The organism is Bradyrhizobium altum, from assembly GCF_020889705.1.
In the GTDB taxonomy this organism is placed as follows: domain Bacteria; phylum Pseudomonadota; class Alphaproteobacteria; order Rhizobiales; family Xanthobacteraceae; genus Bradyrhizobium; species Bradyrhizobium altum.
The window spans coordinates 1-24,905 of sequence record NZ_JACMYP010000045.1 but is presented as its reverse complement, the minus strand read 5'-3'; the positions used below and the strand labels follow the sequence as shown (position 1 = coordinate 24,905).

Genomic DNA, 24,905 nt, shown 5'->3' with positions numbered 1-24,905 from the left:
GCCGCCGGCCGCGCGCTACTCGATCACCACATGCGCGACGCCGAGCTGAAGGATGCCGAGCGCGCGCGCCGCCGTGGTCGAGACATCGATGATCCGTCCGCGAACGAACGGTCCGCGGTCGTTGACCCGGCACCGGATCGATTTGCCGTGATAGAACACGGTGACCATGCTGCCGAATGGCCGCTTGCGATGCGCGCAGGTCATCTCGCCACTCCTGCCGATGCCGTGATAATAGGACGCAAGGCCACTCTCCGCATTTGCCATGCATGAGGTAAACAGCAGCATGGCCGCGGACGTTACTGCGGTCTTCATTGATTGCCTGCCGGTCGAGCCCCGCAATGGAACGCGGTTCCACCGTTTCGGTTCCGCGCCCGACACGTCGGCAGGTCGATTTTTTGGAACTTTTCAGGGAAGGCCGCTCAGGCAGCGTCCTCGACCCCTTCAGCCAAGAGCAGCGTCCGGAGATCCTGCGCCGGAACCGGCTTGCTGAACAGATAGCCCTGCATCTGCGTGCAACCGAGCATCTGCACGGTGTCGCGCTGCTGATCGGTCTCGACGCCCTCGGCGGTCGTGATCATGTTGCGGTCGGCGGCGATCGAGACCACTGCGCGGATGATCGAGGCCGAGCCGCTGTTGCGGGTCACTTCCTTGACGAAGCTGCGGTCGATCTTGATCTTGTCGAACGGGAAGCGCTGCAGATATTGCAGCGACGAGTAGCCGGTGCCGAAATCGTCGAGCGCAATGTGGACACCGAGCGCGCGCAGTTGGCCGAGCGTGACAAGCGCCGCATCGTCGTCGGCGATCAGCACCGCCTCGGTGATCTCGAGCTCGAGCCTGCGCGGGTCGAGCCCGCTCTCGGCGAGCGCGCTTGCAACTTTCAGCGCCAGCGTCTCCGACTTGAACTGGATCGGCGAGACGTTGACCGCAAGGCGCACATGCGCTGGCCAGCCCGCCGCCTCGATGCAGGCGGTGCGCAACACCCACTGCCCAATCTCCTCGATCAGTCCGGTCTCCTCGGCGACCGGTATGAACTCCGCCGGGGAGATCATGCCGCGTACAGGATGCCGCCAGCGCAGCAGCGCCTCGCAGCCGGTTACCTCGTCGCTGCGCAGGTCGACCAGCGGCTGATAGTGCAACTCGAAACGGTCCTCCGCCAACGCACTTCGCAGATCGGCCTCCAGCGCGCGGCGCAGATTGGCCTGCTTCTCCATCGCCGGATCGAAGAAGCGATGGGTCCTGCGGCCGGCGGCCTTGGCCGCGTACATCGCGAGGTCGGCGCATTTGAGCAGGCCGAACAGGTCGGAGCCGTGACGCGGGGCGATCGCAATGCCGATGCTGGCGTCGCTCGACAGCCGATGACCGTGGCAGTCGAACGGCGTGCGCAGCGACTGATAGACGCGCGCGACCAGATCGCTGACGTCGTCGTCCGACATGATGTCATGCTGGACGATCGCGAACTCGTCGCCACCGAGGCGCGCGATGAAGTCGTTCGATCCGACCGACTGGCGCAGCTTGTCGGCCACGCGCCTCAGGAATTCATCGCCGATCGGATGGCCCAGCGTGTCGTTGATCCGCTTGAACTCGTCGATATCGATGTAATGGATCGCGAATTCGCGGACGGTAGCCTCGCGCAACAATTCTTCCGCGTGACGCTGGAACAGCGTCCGGTTCGGCAGATCGGTCAGGGCATCGTAATGCGCGAGATACTCGATCTGCGCCTGCGCACGCCGCCCGTCGGTGACGTCCTCGAGCGTGGTAGCCCAGCCGCCGTCAGGTGCGCGTTTGTAGATCAGGCGGATGCTGCGGCCGTCGGGCGTCATGATCACCGAATCCCGGATTTCGTCCCCCCTGGGATTGGTGAACCGCGCACAATATTCATCGACATCGCCGACGAATGAACCGAGCGCCTGGCGATGCAGGATCAGATCGCGCAGATGGCAGCCGGGCCTGGCGACATCGGGCGACAGGCCGAACATGTCGATGTATCGCTGGTTGCAGATCACGAGCCGCGCCGAGGCGTCGAACAGCAGGAGCCCCTGCGTCATGGTGTTGATCGCGGTGTCGAGATGCTGGCTCTTTTCGGACAGCCGGCGCTGCGCCGCATCGTGCTGCCGCTGCAGCTGGCGGACGATCAGGAAGACCGCGAAGCTGATGACCAGTACCGCCAACACGGCCGCGCAGAATTGCAGCTTGGTCTGGGCGCGCCAGTCCTCCAGCGCGCTCGATGTCTTCGTGGTGGCGAGGATCAGGATCGGAAAATGCGACAGCGATCTGACCGCACCGACGTTCTCCTCGCCCGAGGCGCCGACGAACCGTCCCGACGTGTTGCCGCCAAAGCTGATGACCTTTTGGAATACCGGCAGGTTGATGATGTTGCGGCCGATCACGCCGGCATCCTGCGGATAGCGCGCGATGATGGTGCCGTCGCGATGGATCATCGAAATCACGGTGTCGCCGTCCAGCGCCAGCGAGGCCACAAAATCCTCGAAATGGCTGGGCTCGACGCCGCGGCTCGCGAACCCGATGATCTCGCCGTTACGGCCGGTGATCTTGCGCGCAAAGATCGTGGTCCAGTTGCCGGTCACCTTGCTCATCGCAGGTTCGACGATCACCGGCGACGTCGGCCGTCCCGAGGTGAACTCCTGGAAATAGCGCCGTTCGGCAATGCTGACGTCGGGCACCGGCCACATCTCGGACGAGTTGATCAGCCATCCCTTGGCATTGAACAAATTGAGCCCGCCGACATGCGGCAGCGCGGCCAGCCGCGTGCGCAGCATCTCGTGCGCGCTCAAAAGCGACATGTTCTTTTCGAACTGATCGGCGGTCTCGACCTGCTCCGACCGCAGATAGTTCACGATGTCGTCGTGGACATGCTGGAGGTCGCTGAGCTGCTGATCGAAATGCCGCGACAGCAGCAGCGCGGTGTTGTTGAGCTCGCGTTCGGACATCTCCAGCGCGCGCTCGCGAAACTGCAGCGCGAGATAGCCGGTGCCAACCGTGATGGCGAGCACCAGCAGCGCGGCGCTCAGGACGAGCCACTGAATGGCACCCATCCTGGCGGCGCGCAGCACACCCTTGATCGACAGCCGCCGGTGCTCCGGCTTCACGCTGTTCGTTGATACAACCGACATTTTCCTGCCCCTGCGGGTGCCCTTCTACGGGAGCACAACCCAAGGGCTCGTTAGGAAAATCAGTTATCGGACTGTTAAGGCGGATGAGTAGCTGAGCCCGATCAGCACGGGCATCCTCAGGACGCGACCGCCTCAGGCGACCCCGGTCGCCTCCTTCAGGCTGCACTCGATCAGTGCGCCCTCAATGCTGAATTTCGAGAATGGAGAGAACGGCGTCGCGGCCTTGAGCGCAGCGAAGAATTGCGAGTCGCCAGGACTCTTGAGGAGAAAACGGATGTGACTGGCCGCCAGCGCATCACGCGACAGCCAGACGACGCCGGAGAACAGCGCCACCAGCATCTGCGCGTAATCGCCGACATCGGCGAGGCCGAGATCATAAATCGGAGACACATTGATGAAACGCGCGCTGAGAGCCGGCGACGTATATCGGCTCATCAGGAGACGCCTGACCTGGCAGACCGCGTGGACCCGTTCGCCGTCGGTCAGGTGATACAGTCCCTGACTGTCACCTTCCCTGGCGGTCAGCGCTTCAAACGCGCCGATGCCGCCAAAGGTGGCAAAAGCCTCTCCGACGCCTTCAGCGTCCTTCTTCCATTGTGCCTTGATATGACGCCAGGACCGCTCAGGATCCTTGATTGGCAAAAGCCGCATGGTTAAGGGGCTGTTAGCACGGAGGGGAGTAGTCGCTGAGATAATATGTCGCAGGCATTAAGCTTTTGCTTACAACGGTAGCCGGCTGCGCGGCATGACGACTGCCTGGCGACATCCTGGCGTCGGTATGCGCGACCGCCCCGAGCTCACGATCTGCAGCAGGCCGAAGCCTCGGGCGGCGCGGCCTGGGGCTGTGGCGCACAACAGGCGCTCTGCTGCCCGTCCAGCTTCTCGTGCGCGACGCGCGCGGTCCGCTCGCCGCTGCCGTCGCCGTAGACGATGCTTTCGCCGGTCGTATGGAAGGTCTCCCACGCGATCCCCGCGGGATCGTCGATCCACGACTTCTCGGACTTGGCATAGCAGCACACCGTCTGGCCCTGCTCGATCACCTCGCCGCCCGCCTTGCGCAGCCGGCCATAGACCTCGCCGAGCTCCTCGGCGCTCTCCACCTGAATGCCGAGATGATCAAGCCCCGGCTCGCGGCCGCGGGTCGAGATCGCGAAGTTGACGCGGGGATCGTCGAGCATCCATTTGGCATAGTCGGATTTCACGACCGTCGGTTCGGCGCCGAACAACGCCGAGTAGAAGCCGACCGATTGGTGGATGTCCTTGACGGCGACGTGAACATGCATGCGCTTCATGGGGGCAATCCTTTCGGGCGGCGACGCTGGATGGATATTCCAGCCCAAGCGTGCTCAGATATCAACAGCGTTACAACAGGAGTCCTGCTGGGGAATGGATGCGCTCACGCTGTTCGGTTTGTTCGCCGTGACGATGATGCTCGTCTGCTACGCAGCCGAAGATCGCAGCCCGTGGTTCATCCTGGCTTTCGCGGTCTCCTGCGCGCTCGGCTCGGCCTACGGTTTCCTCCAGGGCGCTTGGCCGTTCGGGCTGGTCGAAGCGATCTGGGCCGTCGTCGCAGCGCGCCGCTGGCTGATGCGCCGAACCGCTGAGAACGTGTAACGTTATAGTATCCGCGGCAATTCTGTCGCAGCGTCGAACTTGAATGCGCGCGGTCGCGGCGCTAATTAGGGCCCATGGACGCTTCGCGCACCATGATTCAGAATTCCGCTCATGCAACAGGATCGCGCCGCTGGCGCAGCCTGCTTGCGGGGCTGATTTCGCTTGCGCTGGTGCTGTCGTTCTTCCACGGCTGGGCCTTCGACGGCGATGACGATGCAGCTCCCGGCTTCTCGATCGCTCAGTCGATCAACGACACCGGCGGTAAGGCTCCCGTGCATCCGGCCTCACTGCATGGTGATCACTGCCTGACGCACGTCGTCTCGGTCGCTCCGCAGGAGACCGCGTTCCCCATCGCCTATGCGTCGCATAGCTATGGCGACGGCAGCGTTGAGCTGCCCGCGTCGGCTGATCGCCTTTCTCCTTTCAAACCACCCCGCGCCTGATCCGGTCGATATGACCGGCCGTGTGCCGCTGCCATTGGGCAGCGCGCACGTTTCCGCACAGATTGATGTCGCAACAGCGCAGGGCCTACGGCATGCGCTGCGGAGAGGCGTATATGAAACGGGTTGTTCTATTTTTCGCCGGCGTGACCGCCGGCATTGCGTTGGTCTTCCTGGCGGCTGGAGGGATCGGCTGGCCGGTCAAATTCGCGGCCACGACGCAGGAGGCCGCGTCCGCTGGTCCGGAGAAGACCGAGGCCAAGCATGAGGCTCCCGGGCATATCGAGCTGAGCGAAGACCAGGTTCGCGAAGCCGGCATCACGTTCGCGCAAGCCAGCGGCGGCATGCTGAAGCGGCATTTCCTCGCGCCGGGATCGCTGATCCCCGACGCCGACCATATCGGTCGCGTCTCGGTGCGCGTGCTCGCGACGGTCACGGAACTGCGCAAGCGTCTCGGCGACGTGGTCGAGAAAGGCGAGATTGTCGCTGCGATCGAAAGCCGCGAGGTGGCCGACGCCAAGAGCGAATACCTCGCCGCGCGGCTCACCAACGACCTGCAGCAGACGCTCTACGCGCGACAGAAGACGCTGGTCGAGACCCGCATCGTCTCGGAAAACGAGTTCCTGCGCACGCGGCTGACCGCGAACGACGCCCAGATCAAGCTCGACGGCGCGCGGCAGAAGCTGTTTGCGCTCGGCCTGTCGGAAAGCGAGATCACCGATCTGCCCAACCAGCCGCCCGAAAGCCTGCGGACGCAGTTCCTGCGCGCGCCGATCAGCGGCCGGGTGTCCGAACGGCGTGTCGATCTCGGCGGACTGATCGGGCGCGAAGGTCAGGAAAGCGAGCTCTACGTCATCGTCAATCTCGACGACATCTGGGTCGATCTGGCGGTTTCGCCTGAGGACATCAGTGCCGTTCGCGAAGGCGTGTCGGTCAAGATCCGCGCCATTGGCACCGAGGATGAAGCCAGTGCCGGCGTGATCTTCGTCAGCCCCCTGCTCGACCGCGAGACCCGCAATGCCCGCGTGATCGCGACCATGCCCAACAAGGATCACCGCTGGAAACCGGGCACCTTCGTGACCGCGGAGGTGCCGCTGTCAGGCGCGCCATCGACCGTGATGATCTCGAAGAAGGCCATTCAGACCATCAAGGGGACGCCGACCGTATTCGTGCGTGATGCCGACGGCTTCGAGGCGAGGTCGGTGCGGACCGGCCGCGAGGACGATGACGACATCGAGATCGTCGCGGGTCTTGCCGCCGGCGAGACCATCGCGGTGCAGAACACCTTCACGTTGAAGGCCGAGGTCGAGAAGGACGAAGCGGAGCACGGCCATGATTGAGCGCATCATCGGTCTTGCGATCCAGCGGCGCTGGGTGGTCGTCACACTGGCGGCGGTCCTGATGTTCCTCGGCGGCCTCGCATTGACGAAGCTGCCGATCGACGCAGTGCCCGACATCACCAACAAGCAGGTCCAGATCAACACCGTCGCTCCGGCGCTGTCGCCGGCGGAAATCGAGAAGCAGATCACCTTCCCGATCGAGACCGCGCTGGCGGGCGCGCCGGGGCTGGAGAGCACGCGGTCGCTCTCGCGTAACGGCTTCTCGCAGATCACCGCGGTGTTCAGCGAAGCCACCGACATCTATTTCGCCCGCCAGCAGGTTGGCGAGCGCCTGACCGAAGTTCGCGCGCGCTTGCCGCAAGGCATCGAGCCGCGCATTGGCCCGACCACGACCGGTCTTGGCGAAATCTACATGTGGACCGTCCACTACTCCGGCCATAAGGTGCAGAGCGACGGCGCGCCGGGCCTGCAGAGCGACGGCCGCTTCCTCACGGCGGACGGCCAGGTGCTGCAAAGCGAGGTCGAAAAGGACGCCTATCTGCGCTCGGTGCAGGACTGGATCATCAAGCCGCAGATCAAGATGGTGCAGGGTGTTGCCGGCGTCGATTCGATCGGCGGCTATCTCAAGCAGTACCAGGTCCAACCCGATGCGGCGAAGCTGATCGCGCTCGGCCTCACCTTTGCCGACGTCGCCAAGGCGATCGAGAGCAACAATGTCAGCCGCGGGGCGCGCTATATCGAGCGCAATGGCGAAGGATTCGTGGTGCGGTCCGGCGGTCGCCTCGAGAACATCGAGGAGCTCGGCGCCGTCGTCGTCACCACTCGCGGCGGCGTCCCGGTCCGGATTCGCGACCTCGCCTCGCTCTCGATCGGCGGCGAGACGCGCACCGGCAGCGCCAGCGAGAACGGCCGCGAAGTCGTGGTCGGCACCGCACTGATGCTGATCGGCGCCAACAGCCGCACGGTGTCGGCCGCGGTCGATGCCAAGCTGCGCGCGATCACGCCATCCTTGCCGGCAGGCGTCGCAGTCGAGACCGTGCTCGATCGTACCCAGCTGGTCGATGCTACCATCGGTACGGTGGCGCGCAACCTCAGCGAAGGCGCGCTGCTCGTGATCGCCGTGCTGTTCGTGCTGCTCGGCAATTTCCGCGCGGCATTGATCACGGCACTGGTGATCCCGATCGCGATGCTGATGACCGCGATCGGCATGTGGCAGGGCCGCATCAGCGCCAATCTGATGAGCCTCGGTGCGCTGGATTTCGGCCTGATCGTCGATGGCGCCGTCATCATCACCGAGAACAGCCTGCGTCATCTTGCCGAGAAGCAGCATGCGCTCGGCCGCGTGCTGACCCGCGACGAACGGCTGGCGACGGTGCGGGCATCCGCCGTGGAAATGGTGCAGCCGAGCCTCTACGGCCAGGCCATCATCCTGCTGGTCTACGTGCCGCTCCTCACCTTCACCGGCGTCGAAGGCAAGATGTTCGAGCCGATGGCACTGACCGTGATCCTCGCGCTCGCTGCCGCCTTCGTGCTGTCGCTGATGCTGGTTCCCGCGCTGCTCGCGATCGGCATCACCGGCCGCGTGCAGGAGAAAGAGAACTGGCTCGTTGCCGCATTGAAGCGCGGATACAGCCCGCTGCTCCGGCGCGCGGTTGCAACGCCCCTGCCCGTCATCGCCGTGGCGGTCGTGTTGTTCGCGACCGCCCTGTTCGGGTTCTTCCGGCTCGGCCAGGAGTTCATCCCCTCGCTCGACGAGAAGAACATCGCCATGCACGCGCTCAGAATTCCGAGCACGGCGCTGTCGCAGTCGCAGGCGATGCAGCTCTCGGTTGAGAAGGCCGTCAGCCGCTTCCCGCAGGTGTCGTTCGTGTTCTCCAAGACCGGCACCGCGGAGGTGGCGAGCGACCCGATGCCGCCGAACGCGTCCGACACCTTCATCATCCTGAAGCCGCGCGCGCAGTGGCCGGACCCGTCGCTGACCAAGGAGCAGTTGATCGAAGACATTTCGAAGGCGGTCGGCCGGCTGCCGGGCAACGTCTATGAATTCACCCAGCCGATCCAGATGCGCTTCAACGAACTGCTCGCCGGCGTTCGCGGTGACATCGCGGTCAAGGTGTTCGGCGACGAGTTCGAGCCGATGCAGAAGGCCGCCAACCAGATCGCCGCAGCGCTGCGCGGCGTGCGCGGCGCGACCGACGTCAAGGTCGAACAGGCCGGCGGCCTGCCCGTGCTCGAGATCAAGGTCGACAAGGCGGCGATCGCCCGGCGGGGCCTGAGCGTCTCCGAGGTCCAGGACGTGATCGGTGCGGCGGTCGGCGGCCAGGATGCTGGCGTCGTCTACGAGGGCGATCGCAGCTTCGACATCGTGGTGCGGTTGCCGGAGAGCGTCCGCTCCGATCTCGAGGCGTTGAGCAATTTGCCGGTCGCCTTGCCGAAGGCAACGCCGAGTTCGCCGGTGCAGAGTCTGCCGCTCAACCGCGTCGCGCAATTCTCCTTCACCGAAGGACCGAACCAGATCAGCCGCGAGAACGGCAAGCGCCGCATCGTGGTGACGGCCAACGCCCGCGGCCGTGATCTCGGCTCGGTGGTCGAAGAGGCTCAAGCAAAGGTCACGCAATCGGTGCAACTGCCGCCCGGCTACTGGATGACCTGGGGCGGCCAATCGGAAAATCTCGCCGCGGCGCGTCGGCGCCTTGCCGTCGTGGTCCCGGCCTGTTTTGCGATGATCTTCCTGTTGCTGCTGGCGGCGATGGGCTCGGCGCGCGATGCGCTGCTGGTGTTCAGCGCGGTGCCGCTGGCACTCACCGGCGGCGTCGCGGCGCTGTGGCTGCGCGGCATGCCGTTCTCGATCTCGGCGGCAGTCGGCTTCATCGCGCTGTCCGGCGTTGCGGTGCTGAACGGACTCGTGATGCTGAGCTTCGTCAGCCAATTGCGCGAGCGCGGCGTGCCGATGCGGGAGGCCATCGAGCAGGGTGCCCTCACCCGCTTCCGGCCCGTGGTGATGACTGCGCTGGTCGCCTCGCTCGGTTTCGTGCCGATGGCGTTCGCCACCGGCACCGGCGCCGAGGTGCAGAAGCCGCTCGCCACCGTCGTGATCGGCGGCCTGATCAGCGCGACCCTGCTGACGCTTGCCGTCCTGCCCGCGCTCTATGCACGGTACGGGCATGCCGGCAGCGCTGCGGGGAATGAGAGAACCGCGGTTCAGCCCGCGGAATGACGGCCTGCTGACCGGCCGTGCCAAGAAAAATCCGGCAGTTACAGCGCCCGGCGGGCGCTGTAACATTTCTGTCATATGGCAAAACTAAACGAAGGCTGCGGCGGGCTGCCGCGGGGCTTCATCAGGGGGAATAACAAAATGCGCCGTGCCATTACATTACTGTCCGCGAGCATGATCGCGCTTTCAGCCGGCGCCGCTTCCGCGCAAAATGCAAAACCCCGCAACCTGATCCTGTTCGTCCCCGACGGCCTGCGCGGCGGCATCGTGACGCCGCAGACGGCGCCTGCGATGGCCGAGATCCGCGACAAGGGCGTCCACTTCAAGAACTCGCATTCGCTGTTCCCGACCTTCACGATGGCCAACAGCTCGGCGCTCTCGACTGGCCACTATCTCGGCGACACCGGCACCTTCTCTAACACGATCTTCACCGGCTACACCTCGGTGCCTGCCGGCGACACCGTGGTTCCCTTCATCGAGAACGATGCCGTGCTCGCCGATATCGACGATCACTTCAATGGCGACTATCTCAACGAGGAGACGCTCTTGAAGATGGCCCGCGGCCAGGGCTTTAGCACCGCCGCCATCGGCAAGGTCGGCCCGACCCTGCTGTTCGACCACACCGATCGCGGCAAGAACACGATCGTGGTCGACGATTCCACCGGCGGCAAGGCCAGCGTGCCGCTCTCCGACGAGATGAAGGACGCGCTGACCAAGGCCGGCCTGCCGCTCGCCACCCCGAGCCGCGGCGACAACGCCAAGGCGGGCGACGCCAAGACGCCCGGTACCACGGTCGCCAACGTCGCACAGCAGGCCTACATGGCCGATGTCGCGACCAAGGTCGTGCTGCCGATGTTCAAGGCGCGCAACAAGCCGTTCGTGCTGGTGTTCTGGTCGCGCGATCCGGACGGCAGCCAGCACAACACCGGCGACAGCCTCAACACCATCACGCCCGGCATCAACGGCCCGACCTCGATGGCCGGCATCAAGAATGCCGACAACAACCTCGCCCAGCTCCGCAAGGCGCTCGACGAGCTCGGGCTTTCCGCCAACACCAACATCATGGTCTCCTCCGACCACGGCTTCTCGACGATCTCGAAGGAGAGTAAGACCAGCCCCTCGGCCAAGATCGCCTATGACGACACGCCGAAGGATTTCCTGCCGATGGGCTTTCTGGCGATCGATCTCGCCAAGGCGTTGAACCTGCCGCTGTTCGACCCCAACGACAAGAATGCCAAGGTCGCCGACAATGCCCATCCGAGGGCCGGCAACGGTGTGCTCGGCCAGGACCCGGCCAAGCCTGACGTCGTGATCGCCACCAATGGCGGCTCGGATCTGATCTATCTGCCGAACCGCGACAAGAAGCTCGCCGACCGCGTGATCAAGGCACTGCTCGAGCAGGACTATGTCAGCGGCCTGTTTGTCGACGACAAGCTCGGCACCTTCCCCGGCACGCTGCCGATGTCGAACCTGAACCTGAAGGGCAAGGCGGTGACGCCGAACCCGTCGATCGTGGTCAATTTCCGCTCCTGGTCGAGCGGCTGCGAGATCCCGACCAACTGCTCGGTGCAGGTTGCCGACACCGTGCTGCGCCAGGGCCAGGGCATGCATGGCAGCTTCAGCCGCGGCGACACCTTCAACTTCACCGCCGCGATCGGTCCCGACTTCAAGGCGGGCTATGTCGATCCGCTGCCGGTCAGCAACGCCGATGTCGGCATGACCGCGGCGCAATTGCTCGGCCTGCGCGCGCCGAACAATGGCGGGCTGATCGGCCGGGTGATGTCTGAAGCGCTCCCGAACGGCATCGTGCCGAAGATGGCTGAGGGCACCATCATGTCGAAGAAGCCTTCGGCCAACGGCCTGCGCACCGTGCTGAAATTCCAGCGCGTGCTCTCGACCCGCTATTTCGACGTTGCCGGGTTCCCGGGGCGGACGCTCGGGCTCGAGGAGAGCGCCGGCAAACAGAAAACGGCGGGGAAGTGATCCCCGCCGCTCTCGCCTGAAGCCGGTGGTCTGGGATGATGCACAGGCATCATCCCACACGATCACATCATCCCGATGTCGAACACGTTGGGCAGCTGGGCTGCGAGCGGCAGCGCAGTCGCGCCGACCAGCGTTGCCACCATCGCCGCCAGCGCACGGCCGGTGCGGCGCTGACCGCGCATCCGGCCCGCGATCCATTCCAGAACCTTGGTGTCCATCTTGGCGCCTTGCGTCGGCGCCCAGCGATCGATGTTCGTATCCGGCGACAGCGCCACCGTGCGCGGCGGCACCGGCAGACCGGACTCGGACGCGGCATGATGGGCGATCGCCTTAGCGAGCAGGTCGTCGAACCGGCCGCCATCGCTGCGCTCGGCAGCAGCCTCGTTGATCGCGAACAGCGCCTCGATCTCGGCCCGGCTGACCGGCTGATGCTCGACCGCGGCCGCCGTCAGGATGCGCGCGCACCAGGCAGCGTCATCGGCATCGAGTGACCGGGAGAAATGGATACGGCCCTTGGTGGTCGGGCCTTCGCCGGTGATCACGCCATCGCGCACGATGGTCAGCGCATGGGCGGCGGTCTTGCGGCAGGACGGATGCAACGCACCGCTGAGAGCCTCAGCGGCCTTGGTACTTGGGGTAGACATTGTGGGAGCTTTCAATTCCTATCTGAGGCCAGCTTTTCCATGCGGGCGTAAACGAGTGGTTAATGATTCGGAACTTGGGTTCCGAGATTTTTAGATGGTTGCTATTTGGTCGCTTTAAACGCTGTCACGGTTCAGTCCTATAGCAGCCGGGGCCGGCGTGATGACGGCGATAAGCGGCTTTATCTGGGCATTTCCAAGCTTTTGTGCCGAAGCTGATATTTCGTCGCAGGACTACGGATCAAAACAAATTGCTTGGAATTCCACCCTCAAGGAGAAATGTCTCACCTTTTTTCAGAAGCCGTTCACTTAGGCCTTTCCGCGTCCTATACTGGAACAGACCACCTCAAATACAAATTTGGATGCAACTTCAAAGAGATGAGGTAAAATCATGGCACTTCAGATTGGCGCCGTCGCCCCCGACTTCGAAGCCGAGACCACCGAAGGGAAGATCAAGTTCCACGACTGGATCGGCAGCAGCTGGGTGCTTTTGTTCTCCCATCCCAAGGACTTCACCCCGGTCTGCACCACCGAGCTCGGCGCGCTCGCCCGCCTGAAGCCCGAATTCGACAAGCGCGGCGTCAAGCTGATGGGCCTGTCGGTCGATCCGGTCGATCGCCACGCCAAATGGTCCGAGGACATCAAGGAAACCCAGGGCGCGGCGCCGAATTATCCGATGATCGGCGACACCGATTTCAACGTCTCGAAGCTCTACGACATGCTGCCGGCCTCGACCTCCGGCGATCCCCTCACCCGCACGCCGGCGGACAATCAGACGGTCCGCAACGTCTTCATCATTGGTCCCGACAAGAAGATCAAGCTGGTGCTGGTCTACCCGATGACCACGGGCCGGAACTTCCAGGAGATCCTGCGCGTCATCGACTCGCTGCAACTCACCGCCACGCACCGCGTCGCCACCCCTGCCGACTGGAAGCAGGGCGAGGACGTGATCATCGCCGGCTCGGTCAGCAATGACGAGGCCAAGACGATCTATCCGCAGGGCTGGAAAGAACCGAAGCCCTACATCCGCATCGTGCCGCAGCCGAAGTAACGGCCGGCACGCAGCCTCCAGGTGGCCCGCGTACAGCCTGTTATCGTCTGGTTTCGCGACGATCTGCGGCTGTCGGATCACCCGGCCCTGCATGAAGCGGCCAGCCGCGGCGCGCCCGTGGTTGGCCTTTTTATCCGCGACGAAGCAAGTCGTGCCCTGAAACCTCCAGCCGCGCGCCCCCTCGGAGGCGCGACGCGCTGGTGGCTGGCGCAGTCGCTGCGCGCACTTCGTAAAAGCCTTGAGGCGATCGGCGGAACGCTGGTGCTGCGCACCGGATCGGCCGCCTCCGTGATCGCCACGCTGGCGCGCGACATCCATGCGGGCGCCGTGTTCTGGAACGAGATCGCGCAAGCGCCGCATCAGGCGATTGCCGCAGACGTTGAATCCGCGCTCGCAAGTGACGGTATCGCTTCGCAGATTTTTCCTGGCGACCTGCTCGTCGAACCCAAAGCCATCCGCAACAAGGACAACCGTGGCCCGCGTGTGTTCACACCGTTCTGGCGGCGTGTGCAGGGGCTTGGCGATCCGCCAGCGCCGCTGCCGGCGCCGAAGAAGCTCGCATCCGTCAGTGGCGTCGCGAGCGAAGCCCTCGACGATTGGAATCTCGAACCGACCAGGCCGGATTGGGCCGGTGGCCTGCGCGACACCTGGACTCCGGGCGAAGCCGCGGCGCAGGCACGGCTGAAGGCGTTCCTCGACGAGAATATTCGCGGCTACAGCGACGACCGCGACCGGCCCGACCGCGACGGCACCTCGCGCCTCTCCCCGCATCTGCGCTTCGGCGAAATCAGCCCGCGCCAGCTCTGGCATGCGGCCCGCTTCGCCGCCGCCGAGCACCCGCGCCTCGCCGGCGACATCGACAAATTCTTGAGCGAGCTCGTCTGGCGCGAATTCTGCCGCCATCTGCTGTTCGATGAGCCTGATATGGCGAACCGGAATCTGCAGGCGCAATTCGATGCGTTTCCGTGGAAGCGCAACGCCCCTGCGCTGAAAGCCTGGCAGCGCGGCCTGACCGGCTATCCGATCGTCGATGCCGGCATGCGCGAGCTCTGGCACACCGGCGTGATGCACAACCGGGTGCGCATGGTGGTCGCCTCGTTCCTGGTGAAGCACCTGCTGATCGATTGGCGCGCCGGCGAAGCATGGTTCTGGGACACGCTGGTCGATGCCGATGCCGGCTCCAATCCGGCGAACTGGCAATGGGTCGCCGGCTCCGGCGCCGATGCCGCGCCCTATTTCCGCGTCTTCAATCCGAACCTGCAGGGCGAGAAATTCGATCCGGACGGCGCCTATGTCCGGCGCTGGGTACCGGAGCTCGCGCAGCTTCCCAACAACCTGATCCATCAGCCCTGGACCGCGATGCCGATCGAGCTCGCAAGCGCCGGCGTCGAACTCGGCAAGACCTATCCGCCGCCGATCGTCGATCACAAAATGGGACGAGAACGCGCGCTTGCGGCGTACGCAAGAATCCGCGGCAAGGATTAAGCGCGGCGGTTGACCACCAACACCGCGGCGGCGCAGGCGGCCATGCCGGCGATGGCGACGGTATCCAGCCGCTCGCCGAACAGCACATAGGCCATCAGCGCGGTCACCGCCGGCACCAGATAGAACAGGCTCGCGACCGAGGTCGCGGCGTGGTGTCGGATCAGCCAATACAGCAGCCCGATCGAGCCGATCGACAGCGCGAACACCAGCCAGGCTATCGCCAGCACGAACTCGCGGGTCCAATGCACGACATTGGTCTCGAACAGCCAGGCGCCGATGCCGAACAAGATCGTCACCGCGACGTACTGCACGAGATTGCCGGCGCGCCAGTCGATCTGGTTGCAGTAGCGGCGCTGGTAGAGCGTGCCAAGCGTGATGCTGATCAGCGAGACGCCGGAGGCAAGCCAGCCCCACCCCGCATCGCCCGTCATCGGCCGGTTGTGCAGGATCAGCACGACGCCGGCGAGGCCGAGCACGAGCCCGCCCCATTGCAGCGGCGTGACGCGCTCGCCGAGCCAGCCGTTGGCGATGGTCGAGGTCAGGATCGGCTGCAGACCCGGGATCAGCGCCGACAGGCCTGCGGGAATCGAATGCGCGATCGCAATCGCGGTGCCGCCGAGATAGAAGCCGTGCACCAGGATACCGGCCACCGCACTGTGGAAAACGCCTGTCCGGTCCGGCCATTTCGGCCGTGCGACCGCGGCGATGCCAGCCATCACCACCACCACGAACGCCATCCTGATCGCCAGATAGGTCAGCGGCTCCGCATTGTTGATGACGTATTTGGTGCCGATGAATCCCGTGCTCCACAGCACGACAAAAATCGTCGGCGCCAGACGAGCGGCAGTTTCCTCGAAGCTCTTGTTCATTGCAGGCCGTCATTGCCTGAAGAAGAGGCAGCCGGCAATCGCGAATTTTTGCGGGGGTGGCGGGCGGACGCCACAAGCATACTGTCCCGGCGAAAGCGATCAGATCCGTCATCCTGAGGAGCGCATAGCGCGTCTCGAAGGATGCACGGCCACAGTCGGGCCGTCGTGCTTCGAGGCTCGCTCCGCTCACACCTTAGCATGACGGTGCCAGACATAGGAGCATGCGATCTCCCCAATCGTCGTCCTGGCGAAAGCCAGGACCCATAGCCACCGTACTTGACGATGAGCGAGATCGCGGCCCCAGCATCGCACAAGAAATTTCATTCGGGGTAATGGGTCCTGGCTTTCGCCAGGACGACACTGAGAATTGTTTGCACGACTTGTGAGCCACGCATTCGCATTCTCGCGACATGATCTGTCCGAGCCTTGCATCTCGTTCCGCCGGGTTGCTTTGTCGCCTGAGACCGCTCTGACCCTGCAGACTGTCGCGCCTGTTCGCTGCAATCACGACCATTTGTCTTCAAGGATGCTATGCGTGTTTGTCGGATGCAGCCGCCATCCCTGACGACGACGATCCCTCGCCGCCTTACCAGCCGGCTCTTCTCCAGCGCTCGAAGGAACTGGGCGTGATACGCACCACGTGACGGCACCCGGCACACGTCAGACCGTCATCTGAGGTGGTACTTCCTGCCGTTGGTGTTCGGGTCGGTATTGTCGCTTGTCGAGAACATCAAGGCCGGTCCGAAATAGCCCCAGCGATCCCGGTAAAGTCCAAATCGGCCGGCGCCCTTGTCGATGATCTCTTGCTGCGTGGTATTCGCGGGACCGAGAAGCCTGTCGTCTTCATACAGCCGGGCAGTCTTGATCTCGCCATCCACGTATTTGACCGGGACGAGAAACGCGTGCCCCTGATAAAAGTGAAAGGTGCCGCGCAGAAGTTGTCGGTCGATCGGGCAGATAGAGCAATGCACTCGACGCCAGGGCAAAAAGCGTCGATCCGATCACGATGCGCGTATTGGCTGATATCCTCAACGGCACTTTCCCCAGGCGCTTGCTTGCCACGCGTCTCTGTAGCGCGCGGCTTCATCGCGTACAACCGACGGGCATCCGCCATCCCCGGTATGCGGCCGGTGCGGAAGCCGAATTGACAGGCCGCATGTCCGCACACAGCAAGCATCAGATCGTGGCCGCGCGTCCGGCGAAATTGCCAAGGACCGCCATCAGCACGGTCGCGACGGCGCAGCAGACGAGCGCAACCTCCCAGCCTCCGGTCGCATCGTGGGCAAGTCCGGCAAGCGGCGGACCCGCAGCCGCAAGCGTGTAGCCGAGGCATTGCGCCATGCCTGACAGCGCGGCCGCCTGATGGCTGTGCGCTGTTCGCAGGCTGACGAATGTCAGACCGAGGATGAAGGCAGCTCCCGCTCCAAAGCCGAACAGCGCGACCCACACCATCGCAAGCGACGGAAGCTGCCACAATCCCAGCAGCGAAACGCAGGTCGCGAGCGACACCGCGATCGCGATGCCGCGCTGATCCTTCATGCGGCGGACCATCGGACCGAGGATCAAGCCGGGAACCGCCGTCGCCAATTGCGACACACCGTGCAACGTGCCCGCCGCCGCCGCTGAATAACCTGCCTGCACGAGAATGGCGGGCAGCCATCCGACGATGATGTAGAACACCAGCGAGGTCAGGCCGAGAAAGCCGGTGACCTGCCAGGCGAGCGGTGAGTGCCAGATGCGCCCGCGATGCGACGACGAGCCAGGCTCGATCGCCGGAGCCGAGTGCATCCCCAGTTGCGGAGCCCAGACCATTAGCGCCACCAGCGGAAAGATCAGTGTGCTCGCAAGCGAAAGGTGCCAGTTCGATCCGGGCAACAGGGCGAGCGGGATCGCCACAATAGATGCGAGCGCCTGCGCCAATGCGGACGTGATCGCGTAGGCGCCCGTCAGGCCGGCGATGCGGGTCGGGAAGTCCCGCTTGAGCAGGCTCGGCAGCAGGACATTTGCGACAGCGATCCCGGCACCAAGGGTGGCAGTGCCGGCGAACAGCGCCCAGACCGGACCGGACGAGCGCAGCGCGATCCCGGCCGCAATGACCAGCAGCGCGCCGAATAGCGACCGCTCCATGCCGCATCTGCGCCCGAGGATGGCTGCAACCGGTGAGATCGCGGCGAACGCAAGCAAGGGCAGCGTCGTCAGGATCCCCGCCTCTGCCGCGCTGACCCCGCTGCTCTCGCGGATCAGGCCGAGCATCGGCGCCACGCCGGTGATGGGCGCACGGAGCGCCGAGGCGATCAGCAGGATCCCCGCGACCAGGAGCCCCTGCCCGCCCAACGTCCGCATCGGCGCAATCATCGTCATCGCATGCTCCCGGCTGTCTGTATGCGCGGAAATTATCGACTTGGCGGCCGGAAGAATTTACATATTTGCTCTATCGATCGCTAAATTCAGTCACGCGATGGGTTTTCAGCTCCGCTATGGGTTTTGAGCTTCGCTATCCTTGGCCGGACCTCGATCCGGATGACGTCGCGGCCCCAGCCCTCGCCGTGCGCCTCGACATCACCGCGAACAAGGTCGAGGCGGCCGAGCATGCGCACCGCAAGGGACAGCTGGTGTTTGCGCTCGGCGGCGGCGTGATGTGCCGCGTTCCGAACGGACTGTGGATGGTGCCGCCGCATTGCGGCGTCTGGCTCCCCGGCGGCACCCGCCACACCAATATCGCAACCGCCAACGCGCGGATCTTCTTCGTCTTCATCGAGCCCGGGGCCGCCGACCTGCCCGACCGCTGCTGCACGCTGTCGATCTCGCCGCTGCTCCGCGAGCTTATCGTCGCGCTTTCGGATCGCATGCAGCACGACGTCGGCGATGCGACGCTCGTCGCACAATTGCTGCTGAACGAATTGCCGCAAATGCCGGTCCAGCAGCTGCATCTGCCGATTTCAGGCGAACCGCGCCTGCGACGGATCGCGGCTGATCTCGCCGACGATCCCTCCGATCGCAGCACGATGGCCGAATGGGCCGACCGTGTGGCAATGAGCGAGAGCAGCCTCGCACGTCTCGTCCTGAGCGAAACCGGCCTGACGTTCGGCCGCTGGCGCCAGCAGCTACATTTGATCGTCGCGTTGCGCGAGCTGTCGGCCGGCGCAAGCGTTCAGCAGGTCTCGACCGCGCTCGGTTATGAATCCGTCACGGCGTTCATCACCATGTTCAAGAAGGCGCTCGGCAAGCCGCCGGCGAAATATCTCAGCGACATCGTGCAAGGCGGCGGTTCGGCCTTCGCGGCGTGAAGGGCCTCCGGCTTCGGTCCCTTCTGGCAAGGAAGGCCGCCGACCGGCGCCTGGAGATCGCAAATGCGTGATTGGCGCAACCGACCGCTGCCTTCATTTGGGCATCTATGAGGAACAGGGTTCCCAGCGGAGAGCAAAGGCGGCCGTCGCAGGGGGGCCTGCATTGACGTATCGATCCCACAGCAGCTGGCAGGACGTGGATCTGCGCAATCTCGTTCGGGTCATCTCGGCCTGCACCCTCGGACTCTGGGCATTTGCGGCCGGCCTCCTGATCGGGACCTTCCTGTTTTCATGACTGGCTTGGTGGACCTGCCGCCCGGTCTACCCGCCGCTCAGGTGATGTGCGGCGACGAACAGGACGAGCGCGCTCAGCACCAACGCTGACGCGGCGCCGGCAACGCCGCGGGCGAGTTCAGCCTTCGAAAGATTGGACCTGGTTGCCATCACAACCTCCTGCGCGGGCGAGCCGAGGCCGGTCCGTTCCGGCGGTGAGGCTCGCTCTCGCTGCTCGGACCCACCATCGCATCATGAGGATGAACGCATCATGAGCAAAACGAATGGCCCGTGCTGCCGGTTCCAAATTCTGACCGCAGGGTTTCGGATCGCGGGCGTTGGCCGCACGCGGCAAGCGGGCAAAGCCGCGCTGGAAGAAGGTCGAGTGTGCGCGAGCGTCCGCGCCTACCACTCTTCCGGACAGGGATCGACGATCTTCCAGAGATCGACGCCGTTCTTGATCTTCTTCATCTCGGTGGTGAGCCCGCCATTGCGGCGGATCCAGTCCTTCACCGTATCGGGATAGTAGGACATCAGGTCGGAGGTGCCCTCAAGGCTGGTGACCTTGATGCCGAAGGTGAAGGCCTTGTCGTAATAGGCCTGGTGGAAGCCGATGCTGGCCTTCGGCGTCACGCAGATCTTGTTCAGCGGCACGATGCCGAACACCAGCGTGCAGGCCGAATTGCAGATGCCGTCGATCACGACGCGCTCGCGGCGGTCGCGGATCTGCTTGTACTTGGCCTTGTACTCCTCGACATAGCCGCCATGGTCGCGCGTGATGTGCAGAACGGCCCGCGCTGGCGTGACCGCCGGAACCGAGAGCAGCAAGGCAACAAGGGGCGTGATGCGCATGAAATGTTCGAAACCGAGGGAAAGGCGGCCCGGGCGGACCTGACCGCAAGACTCTGGCCGGACTGTGTTGGCAATCCGTTAAGCATCCCCAAAAAGGCAAAATTTGGCGCGCTGTGACTGATTTCCCGCAGCTTTTCGCCGGATTCCGGGTTAAATGAAGCGCCAGAGGATCATGGACCGGCTGCGCAAGCCGATTCCAGCGTGAATGCCAGGAGGCCGCCAATGACCAAGAGCAAGCTTTTCGCCGCCCTCGCCGTGACCGTTTCCCTGGCCATCCCGGCCCTCACCCCGGCTGCAGCGGCCGACCTCTCGGCCACCCCGCGCCACCACCGGCATCACCACCACGCGCATTGGGGCCTGCCCTACCACATCAGCTATCTGCACAATTACGGCCCGGGCCCGGCCGCCGGCAGCTTCGCCTATTATGACGGCCCGTCGACCAACAAATGCTACCAGGGCTCGGCCGCCTATATCGGCCAGGATCATCGCCGGCATCCCTGCTTCTGAGCTCAAGGCAAGGCCGGCGGGACGCGCGGACGCCGCGCCGTCCCCGCTGGCCCCGACAGCCCAAGTCTGATAATCGACCCGCAACGCGCTCGTAGCTCAGCTGGATAGAGCATCGGATTTCGATTCCGAGGGTCGGGAGTTCGAATCTCTCCGAGCGCGCCAGCGTTTTCATCGATCGTACAATGGTTTAGGACGAACCGGTTTCGTTCTGGATGATCGTTTTCGTGCTGCGAACAAGCTCGACTCGCTGCGAGCAAAATCGAGACATTACCAACCGCTTCAAATCACTCCGCACGGCAAGGGCGCAACAGGGCGGTTTGGCGTTTGTTCTGAAATGCGATGTGCACAATGAGGAACGACCCCGACGCGGACGGCGCGCCGAGGTCGCCATTCTGTCAACTCCCGACCGGGTGGGGGCGTAAGGGTCGGGAGCCGACAGACTACCTCTGATACCGCCGCTCGTTCCGCCCCTAAGCGGCGCCATTAAGGGTTACTCCCGCCCAGCCTGCCGGAAAACGATATCCATTCGCGCTGGTCGAGAGCTAGCCGAGCGAGGCCGTTAGCAAATCAGCAAGCAGGTCGGCGCAGGCTTCTCAGAGGGACGGGACGTCTTACGGTCTCCGTTTCGGAGGAGCTGGCGCACGGGCCCTGGCGCCGGCTCCTCTTTCTTAAGACCTGTGTATGCACTGCGACAGTCATTTGCCCTCGCATTTGCTGAATTGATGGCACGGGGAATTTCAGGGCTCCAGCGCTGGGAACAACAGGCGCCGCAGGGACAAATCATTTCTTCTCAGCGAAGCGAGGACGCGATGTTCTCGAAGCGGTCAACATCGGCGAGCAAGCTCTGGACCTGCAGGGCCCTCGCTTCGCGAGAAAGTCCGGCGGCGCCGTGGCAAGCGCTTCTAGATGGCCGTAGCGCTCTGTCTCAGGCCCTAGATATTCGGGCCGCCCGTCCCCGTCCTCATGGGCATCGATAAACGCTTCGCGACAAGGTTCGGTGGCTCGATACTCGGCTGGACGGGGGCGAGGTCATCAGCTTCGCGATGGGCGTTTCGGGCCAGCCCAAGTAGGCTGAGAGTTCCAAGTTGCCAGCCTCTGCCTAATCTGCTCGGCCTGCTCCTTCGTCAGTTTCTCAGCCAAACTGTAATCGTTCAATTGGGCCGCCCCCTTGCGTTGTCGATCGTAAACCATCCAGTCGGTGCTTCCCTTTCGAACCAGGAACCTTGGTTGTATCGGTGCCGTGTAATTCACCGCAAACTCCCTCAGCAATATGAACGACGTAATATCCTTTTAAGTATAGCACTTGGCATTCGATGCTTTTGTGAACTTGCACACACACGCCGAACGCCTCGTGCGTTCCGCTTCGCTCCAATCGTCATCGGCACAGGCTCGTGAAAATATCGGGCCCGCGGATCACCGATTGCATCGAACATGGTTCCGCGGTTCAGACTACCGTCGTGCACGAGCCACTCGAAATCCTGATAGATTTGATTGCGAACGCAATTCCAAATTGCCGGCAAAAGCTCTAGCGATCTTTTGTCGGCGTAATGATCGTACTGGCGCGCACGAAATCGATAATCCGTCCGGGCTCTGACCGAGATTCGCGGGCGATGTAGATCGCTCCCAGGTCACAGAAGTGTGTCGCGCTCGCAACGTCACAACAGTTCCCTGTGTGGATGAGCGTGTTTGGACTTCACTGCGTTGCGCATTTGCCCTCTACTAATATCGGACCTTCGGCGGCGATTTTATTTCCAAGACGTCCATTTGAAATCGGGGTCCAGGAGGCCGCTGTTCAGCGGCCAGCGGCCTCTTTCGTTATTTGAGATTCATCGATTGCAATGACATCTTCCGACGCCAATCTGCGTCAATCGGACTGCCATTAGGTCATGGGGACAAGATGATTGAAGAACGCAAACCTTACGTGGCATTTGGAGTAGACCCGGCCGGCGTCGCACGCGCAACGTATGAACTTCGTTGCAGTGACGACGAAGAGGCAAAGCGCCGAGCTGAGGGTTTTTTGGACGAGCACGAATTCGTCGAGTTGTGGATCGACTACAAAAGGATCGCTCGTCTGAAACGTAGCTAGGAAGAGCGTAGACGCGGCATCAAACTCCGAACGAATGCCTCATTTGAACGGAGGCCGTCAGCGTCTGGCCGTCATGCTCGCTTCAGCAAGGCGCCTTTTCTCGACCCCTGGAGAAGCTGCTTGGCCGTTCGCGAAGTTCAACGGTTGAAGTCACCGGCCGGACTGGTTGCGCAGAACGAGCAGCAGTAGAAGCTGGCCCGCTCCGATGCCGGCGAGGCCTCCTGCAACCTTGAAGAATGCGTCGGCCAGGTGGCCGTGCCGGTCAGGGGTTAGCAATTGCATTGCTTCGAGCGTGAACGCACTGAAAACGACCAAGAGCACGACCAGCACGGCGCGCCGGGGATGGCCGACCACAAAGGCCAATGCCATCACCGCGAACGCGGCGAAATGCTCGACGTGCGGATCAGCTGCAAACGAGGGGCGGTCCCGGATCGGGGACAGTGTGGCGAACGCAATAAAGGCCAGCGTTAGCCAGCCAATGACCATTCCGAACGTCCTGATCCTTGATTCAAGCAAGCAACAATTTCCAAGTCGTGGTGCCCTGGATGCACCATCGCTGAATTAACCCATCGCGCGTGTCAGCGACAGGCGGGATCGACGCAAAACCGGGTCGCCCGCAAGGACTAATCCCGATGGCTTTCCCGTAGAGCCCCCGTAAGTCGAAATTCCAACTCCTCGGTGTGCAGCAAGCGCTACGATGAACAACGAGGGGGCGGCACCTCACCTTGAAGGGCAGCGAGGCCGTTATGGAGCGCTTATACCTGGGCATTACCGTTACCAGCACATACGTCTTGGTCACGATTGCGCTGATCGTGGCCTTCATGCACTGACGGCAGATAGGTCCGGCACGGCTGGTCTTGTGGCGAGCCACAACAACTTTCACCGCTCACCCGCAACTATCGACGAAAGCCCCGAAAGCCGATCGAGATCCGGCGGGAGGTCGCCCGCCAGTTTGCGGCCGACGTGCGGGCCGGTACCAAGTTGCGGTTGAGCGAGGTCAAACGACTTTTTGAGTTGATGCGAACCGGGCCGATTAACGCTCCCGCTTAACGCTCCTTGGGCTTGGGCTTTCCTTCCTATTGACGCTGTTGGGAGCCGAGGTGATAGGCTACCGCCATTTCAGGCGGCCATTTGAATGCGCGATTTATTTGGACTGACGCAGCTTTTGCTGGCGGTTTTGATCTTCGTGCCTTTCGAGCGACTGTTCGCCGCGAGGCCTCAGAGGATTTTCAGGCGTGGCCTACTGACCGACATGGCCTTCCTGTTTGTCAACGCGGGGCTGGTGCTGGCCGGCGTGATCGCCATCATGACGGCGGCCATTCTGGTCAATCAATCGATCCTGCCTGCGGCAGCGACGCAGTCGATCGGCGATCTTCCCTATCTGGTTCAAGTGCCCGTCGTGATCCTGATCGCCGACCTCGGCGTCTACTGGACGCACCGCATCCTGCACGTCGTGCCCGCCATGTGGCAGATCCATTCCGTTCATCACGCGGTCGAGGAACTGGATTGGCTCGCCGCGATTCACCAGCATCCGCTCGACGTGATGTTCATGAAGGCCGGCGCGCTGTTTCCGCTTTACGCGCTCGGCTTCTCCACGGAAGCGATCGGAACTTACCTGCTCGTCTACTACTGGCAGGCCTGGCTGGTTCACGCCAATGTCCGCCTGAACTATGGACCGCTGCGCCATGTCCTGGTGTCGCCGGAATTTCATCACTGGCACCACAGCAACGAGACGGCAGCCAGGGACAAGAACTTCGCCGGGCTGTTCTCGTTCTACGATGTGCTGTTCGGGAGCGCCTACCTTCCGAAGGGGCAGGATCCGAAGGCATTCGGCGTCGATCACCCAATGCCCTCCAGCTATCTGGCGCTGCTGGCCTACCCGTTTGTCGCTTGGACCTCCAAGCGCAAGCGCGACGATCCGTCGGCCATCCAACCTCTGTCGCAAGGTGGAGAGCCTGCGCAGCCGCGCCAAGGCGCGCCGATGAGCTAGCTTCGCAGGCTCCTGTCGCCGAACCAGCGCCGGCAGGCGCGGCTGAAGCTCGTCGCGTCGGTGTAGCCGAGCGCGGCCGCCATCTCGTCGCGCGATTGGGTTCCCGCCGCGAGCATTGTCCGGGCGCGCTCGCGCAGCACGC

Annotated in this window: 22 protein-coding genes and 1 tRNA gene; 11 read left to right on the top strand and 12 right to left on the bottom strand. The window is 63.5% G+C overall.

The window, feature by feature from the left end:
• Positions 1-15 precede the first annotated feature (15 nt).
• From H8B02_RS14500 to H8B02_RS14485, 4 genes are all read right to left on the bottom strand, one after another.
• A complete protein-coding gene (locus H8B02_RS14500; protein ID WP_229166863.1) occupies positions 16-312 on the bottom strand; it encodes a septal ring lytic transglycosylase RlpA family protein in 297 nt (98 codons plus the stop codon).
• A gap of 107 nt (positions 313-419) precedes the next feature.
• Positions 420-3,131, bottom strand: coding sequence for a bifunctional diguanylate cyclase/phosphodiesterase (locus H8B02_RS14495; protein ID WP_229166862.1), 2,712 nt, complete (start codon positions 3,129-3,131; stop codon positions 420-422).
• A gap of 132 nt (positions 3,132-3,263) precedes the next feature.
• Positions 3,264-3,782, bottom strand: coding sequence for a hypothetical protein (locus tag H8B02_RS14490; protein ID WP_229166861.1), 519 nt, complete (start codon positions 3,780-3,782; stop codon positions 3,264-3,266).
• Between the two features lie 146 nt (positions 3,783-3,928).
• Entirely contained in the window at positions 3,929-4,423 is a 495-nt protein-coding gene (locus tag H8B02_RS14485) for an ArsI/CadI family heavy metal resistance metalloenzyme (protein WP_173642412.1), read from the bottom strand.
• Between the two features lie 94 nt (positions 4,424-4,517).
• On the opposite strand from H8B02_RS14485, the gene H8B02_RS14480 reads away from it, so the two are divergent.
• The 5 genes from H8B02_RS14480 (at position 4,518) to H8B02_RS14460 (ending at position 11,722) form a co-directional block, all read left to right on the top strand.
• On the top strand, positions 4,518-4,745 hold the full coding sequence (locus H8B02_RS14480) for a hypothetical protein (protein WP_229166860.1): 228 nt from the start codon (positions 4,518-4,520) through the stop codon (positions 4,743-4,745).
• A 74-nt stretch (positions 4,746-4,819) separates the two neighbouring features.
• On the top strand, positions 4,820-5,188 hold the full coding sequence (locus H8B02_RS14475; protein WP_229166859.1) for a hypothetical protein: 369 nt from the start codon (positions 4,820-4,822) through the stop codon (positions 5,186-5,188).
• A gap of 113 nt (positions 5,189-5,301) precedes the next feature.
• Positions 5,302-6,525 (top strand): efflux RND transporter periplasmic adaptor subunit, encoded by a 1,224-nt coding sequence (locus H8B02_RS14470; RefSeq protein ID WP_229166858.1) that lies wholly within the window; start codon positions 5,302-5,304, stop codon positions 6,523-6,525.
• A complete protein-coding gene (locus H8B02_RS14465; RefSeq protein WP_229166857.1) occupies positions 6,518-9,742 on the top strand; it encodes an efflux RND transporter permease subunit in 3,225 nt (1,074 codons plus the stop codon). The genes H8B02_RS14470 and H8B02_RS14465 overlap by 8 nt, the downstream gene beginning before the upstream one ends.
• Before the next feature lie 138 nt (positions 9,743-9,880).
• The gene (locus H8B02_RS14460) at positions 9,881-11,722 is read left to right on the top strand and encodes an alkaline phosphatase family protein (protein ID WP_229166856.1); all 1,842 of its coding nucleotides are present in this window, start codon (positions 9,881-9,883) and stop codon (positions 11,720-11,722) included.
• Positions 11,723-11,784: 62 nt separating this feature from the next.
• On the opposite strand, the gene H8B02_RS14455 is transcribed toward H8B02_RS14460, so the two are convergent.
• Positions 11,785-12,366: a hypothetical protein gene (locus tag H8B02_RS14455; protein WP_229166855.1), complete on the bottom strand. Its 582-nt coding sequence runs from the start codon at positions 12,364-12,366 to the stop codon at positions 11,785-11,787.
• Between the two features lie 388 nt (positions 12,367-12,754).
• Between H8B02_RS14455 and H8B02_RS14450 the strand changes: the two genes are divergently transcribed.
• Both H8B02_RS14450 and H8B02_RS14445 read left to right on the top strand, forming a co-directional pair.
• Positions 12,755-13,414, top strand: coding sequence for a peroxiredoxin (locus H8B02_RS14450; RefSeq protein WP_212318446.1), 660 nt, complete (start codon positions 12,755-12,757; stop codon positions 13,412-13,414).
• Between the two features lie 21 nt (positions 13,415-13,435).
• Entirely contained in the window at positions 13,436-14,899 is a 1,464-nt protein-coding gene (locus H8B02_RS14445) for a cryptochrome/photolyase family protein (protein ID WP_229166854.1), read from the top strand.
• Here the strand turns inward: H8B02_RS14445 and H8B02_RS14440 are convergent.
• From H8B02_RS14440 to H8B02_RS14430, 3 genes are all read right to left on the bottom strand, one after another.
• Positions 14,896-15,768, bottom strand: coding sequence for a DMT family transporter (locus H8B02_RS14440; RefSeq protein WP_229166853.1), 873 nt, complete (start codon positions 15,766-15,768; stop codon positions 14,896-14,898). The two genes, H8B02_RS14445 and H8B02_RS14440, sit on opposite strands and share 4 nt — an antisense overlap.
• A gap of 668 nt (positions 15,769-16,436) precedes the next feature.
• Entirely contained in the window at positions 16,437-16,646 is a 210-nt protein-coding gene (locus H8B02_RS14435; RefSeq protein ID WP_229166852.1) for a hypothetical protein, read from the bottom strand.
• A 298-nt stretch (positions 16,647-16,944) separates the two neighbouring features.
• Positions 16,945-18,129, bottom strand: a complete 1,185-nt coding sequence (locus H8B02_RS14430; protein ID WP_229166851.1) for an MFS transporter — start codon at positions 18,127-18,129, stop codon at positions 16,945-16,947.
• Between the two features lie 116 nt (positions 18,130-18,245).
• Here H8B02_RS14430 and H8B02_RS14425 point away from each other — a divergent pair, with 116 nt between their 5' ends.
• Positions 18,246-19,055: an AraC family transcriptional regulator gene (locus tag H8B02_RS14425; protein WP_229166850.1), complete on the top strand. Its 810-nt coding sequence runs from the start codon at positions 18,246-18,248 to the stop codon at positions 19,053-19,055.
• A 321-nt stretch (positions 19,056-19,376) separates the two neighbouring features.
• Here the strand turns inward: H8B02_RS14425 and H8B02_RS48055 are convergent, their stop codons facing one another.
• Entirely contained in the window at positions 19,377-19,499 is a 123-nt protein-coding gene (locus tag H8B02_RS48055) for a hypothetical protein (RefSeq protein ID WP_256459054.1), read from the bottom strand.
• A 234-nt stretch (positions 19,500-19,733) separates the two neighbouring features.
• The gene (locus H8B02_RS14420; RefSeq protein ID WP_229166849.1) at positions 19,734-20,180 is read right to left on the bottom strand and encodes a hypothetical protein; all 447 of its coding nucleotides are present in this window, start codon (positions 20,178-20,180) and stop codon (positions 19,734-19,736) included.
• 222 nt (positions 20,181-20,402) lie between these two features.
• Here H8B02_RS14420 and H8B02_RS14415 point away from each other — a divergent pair, with 222 nt between their 5' ends.
• Positions 20,403-20,687 (top strand): hypothetical protein, encoded by a 285-nt coding sequence (locus H8B02_RS14415; RefSeq protein ID WP_092114914.1) that lies wholly within the window; start codon positions 20,403-20,405, stop codon positions 20,685-20,687.
• An 85-nt stretch (positions 20,688-20,772) separates the two neighbouring features.
• Positions 20,773-20,849 (top strand) — tRNA-Arg (locus H8B02_RS14410).
• Between the two features lie 2,074 nt (positions 20,850-22,923).
• Here the strand turns inward: H8B02_RS14410 and H8B02_RS14405 are convergent.
• Entirely contained in the window at positions 22,924-23,259 is a 336-nt protein-coding gene (locus H8B02_RS14405) for a VanZ family protein (protein WP_229166848.1), read from the bottom strand.
• 649 nt (positions 23,260-23,908) lie between these two features.
• Between H8B02_RS14405 and H8B02_RS14400 the strand changes: the two genes are divergently transcribed.
• Positions 23,909-24,763: a sterol desaturase family protein gene (locus H8B02_RS14400; protein ID WP_229166847.1), complete on the top strand. Its 855-nt coding sequence runs from the start codon at positions 23,909-23,911 to the stop codon at positions 24,761-24,763.
• On the opposite strand, the gene H8B02_RS48945 is transcribed toward H8B02_RS14400, so the two are convergent.
• Positions 24,760-24,903 (bottom strand): helix-turn-helix domain-containing protein, encoded by a 144-nt coding sequence (locus tag H8B02_RS48945; RefSeq protein ID WP_376711659.1) that lies wholly within the window; start codon positions 24,901-24,903, stop codon positions 24,760-24,762. The genes H8B02_RS14400 and H8B02_RS48945 overlap by 4 nt on opposite strands.
• Positions 24,904-24,905: the final 2 nt, after the last annotated feature.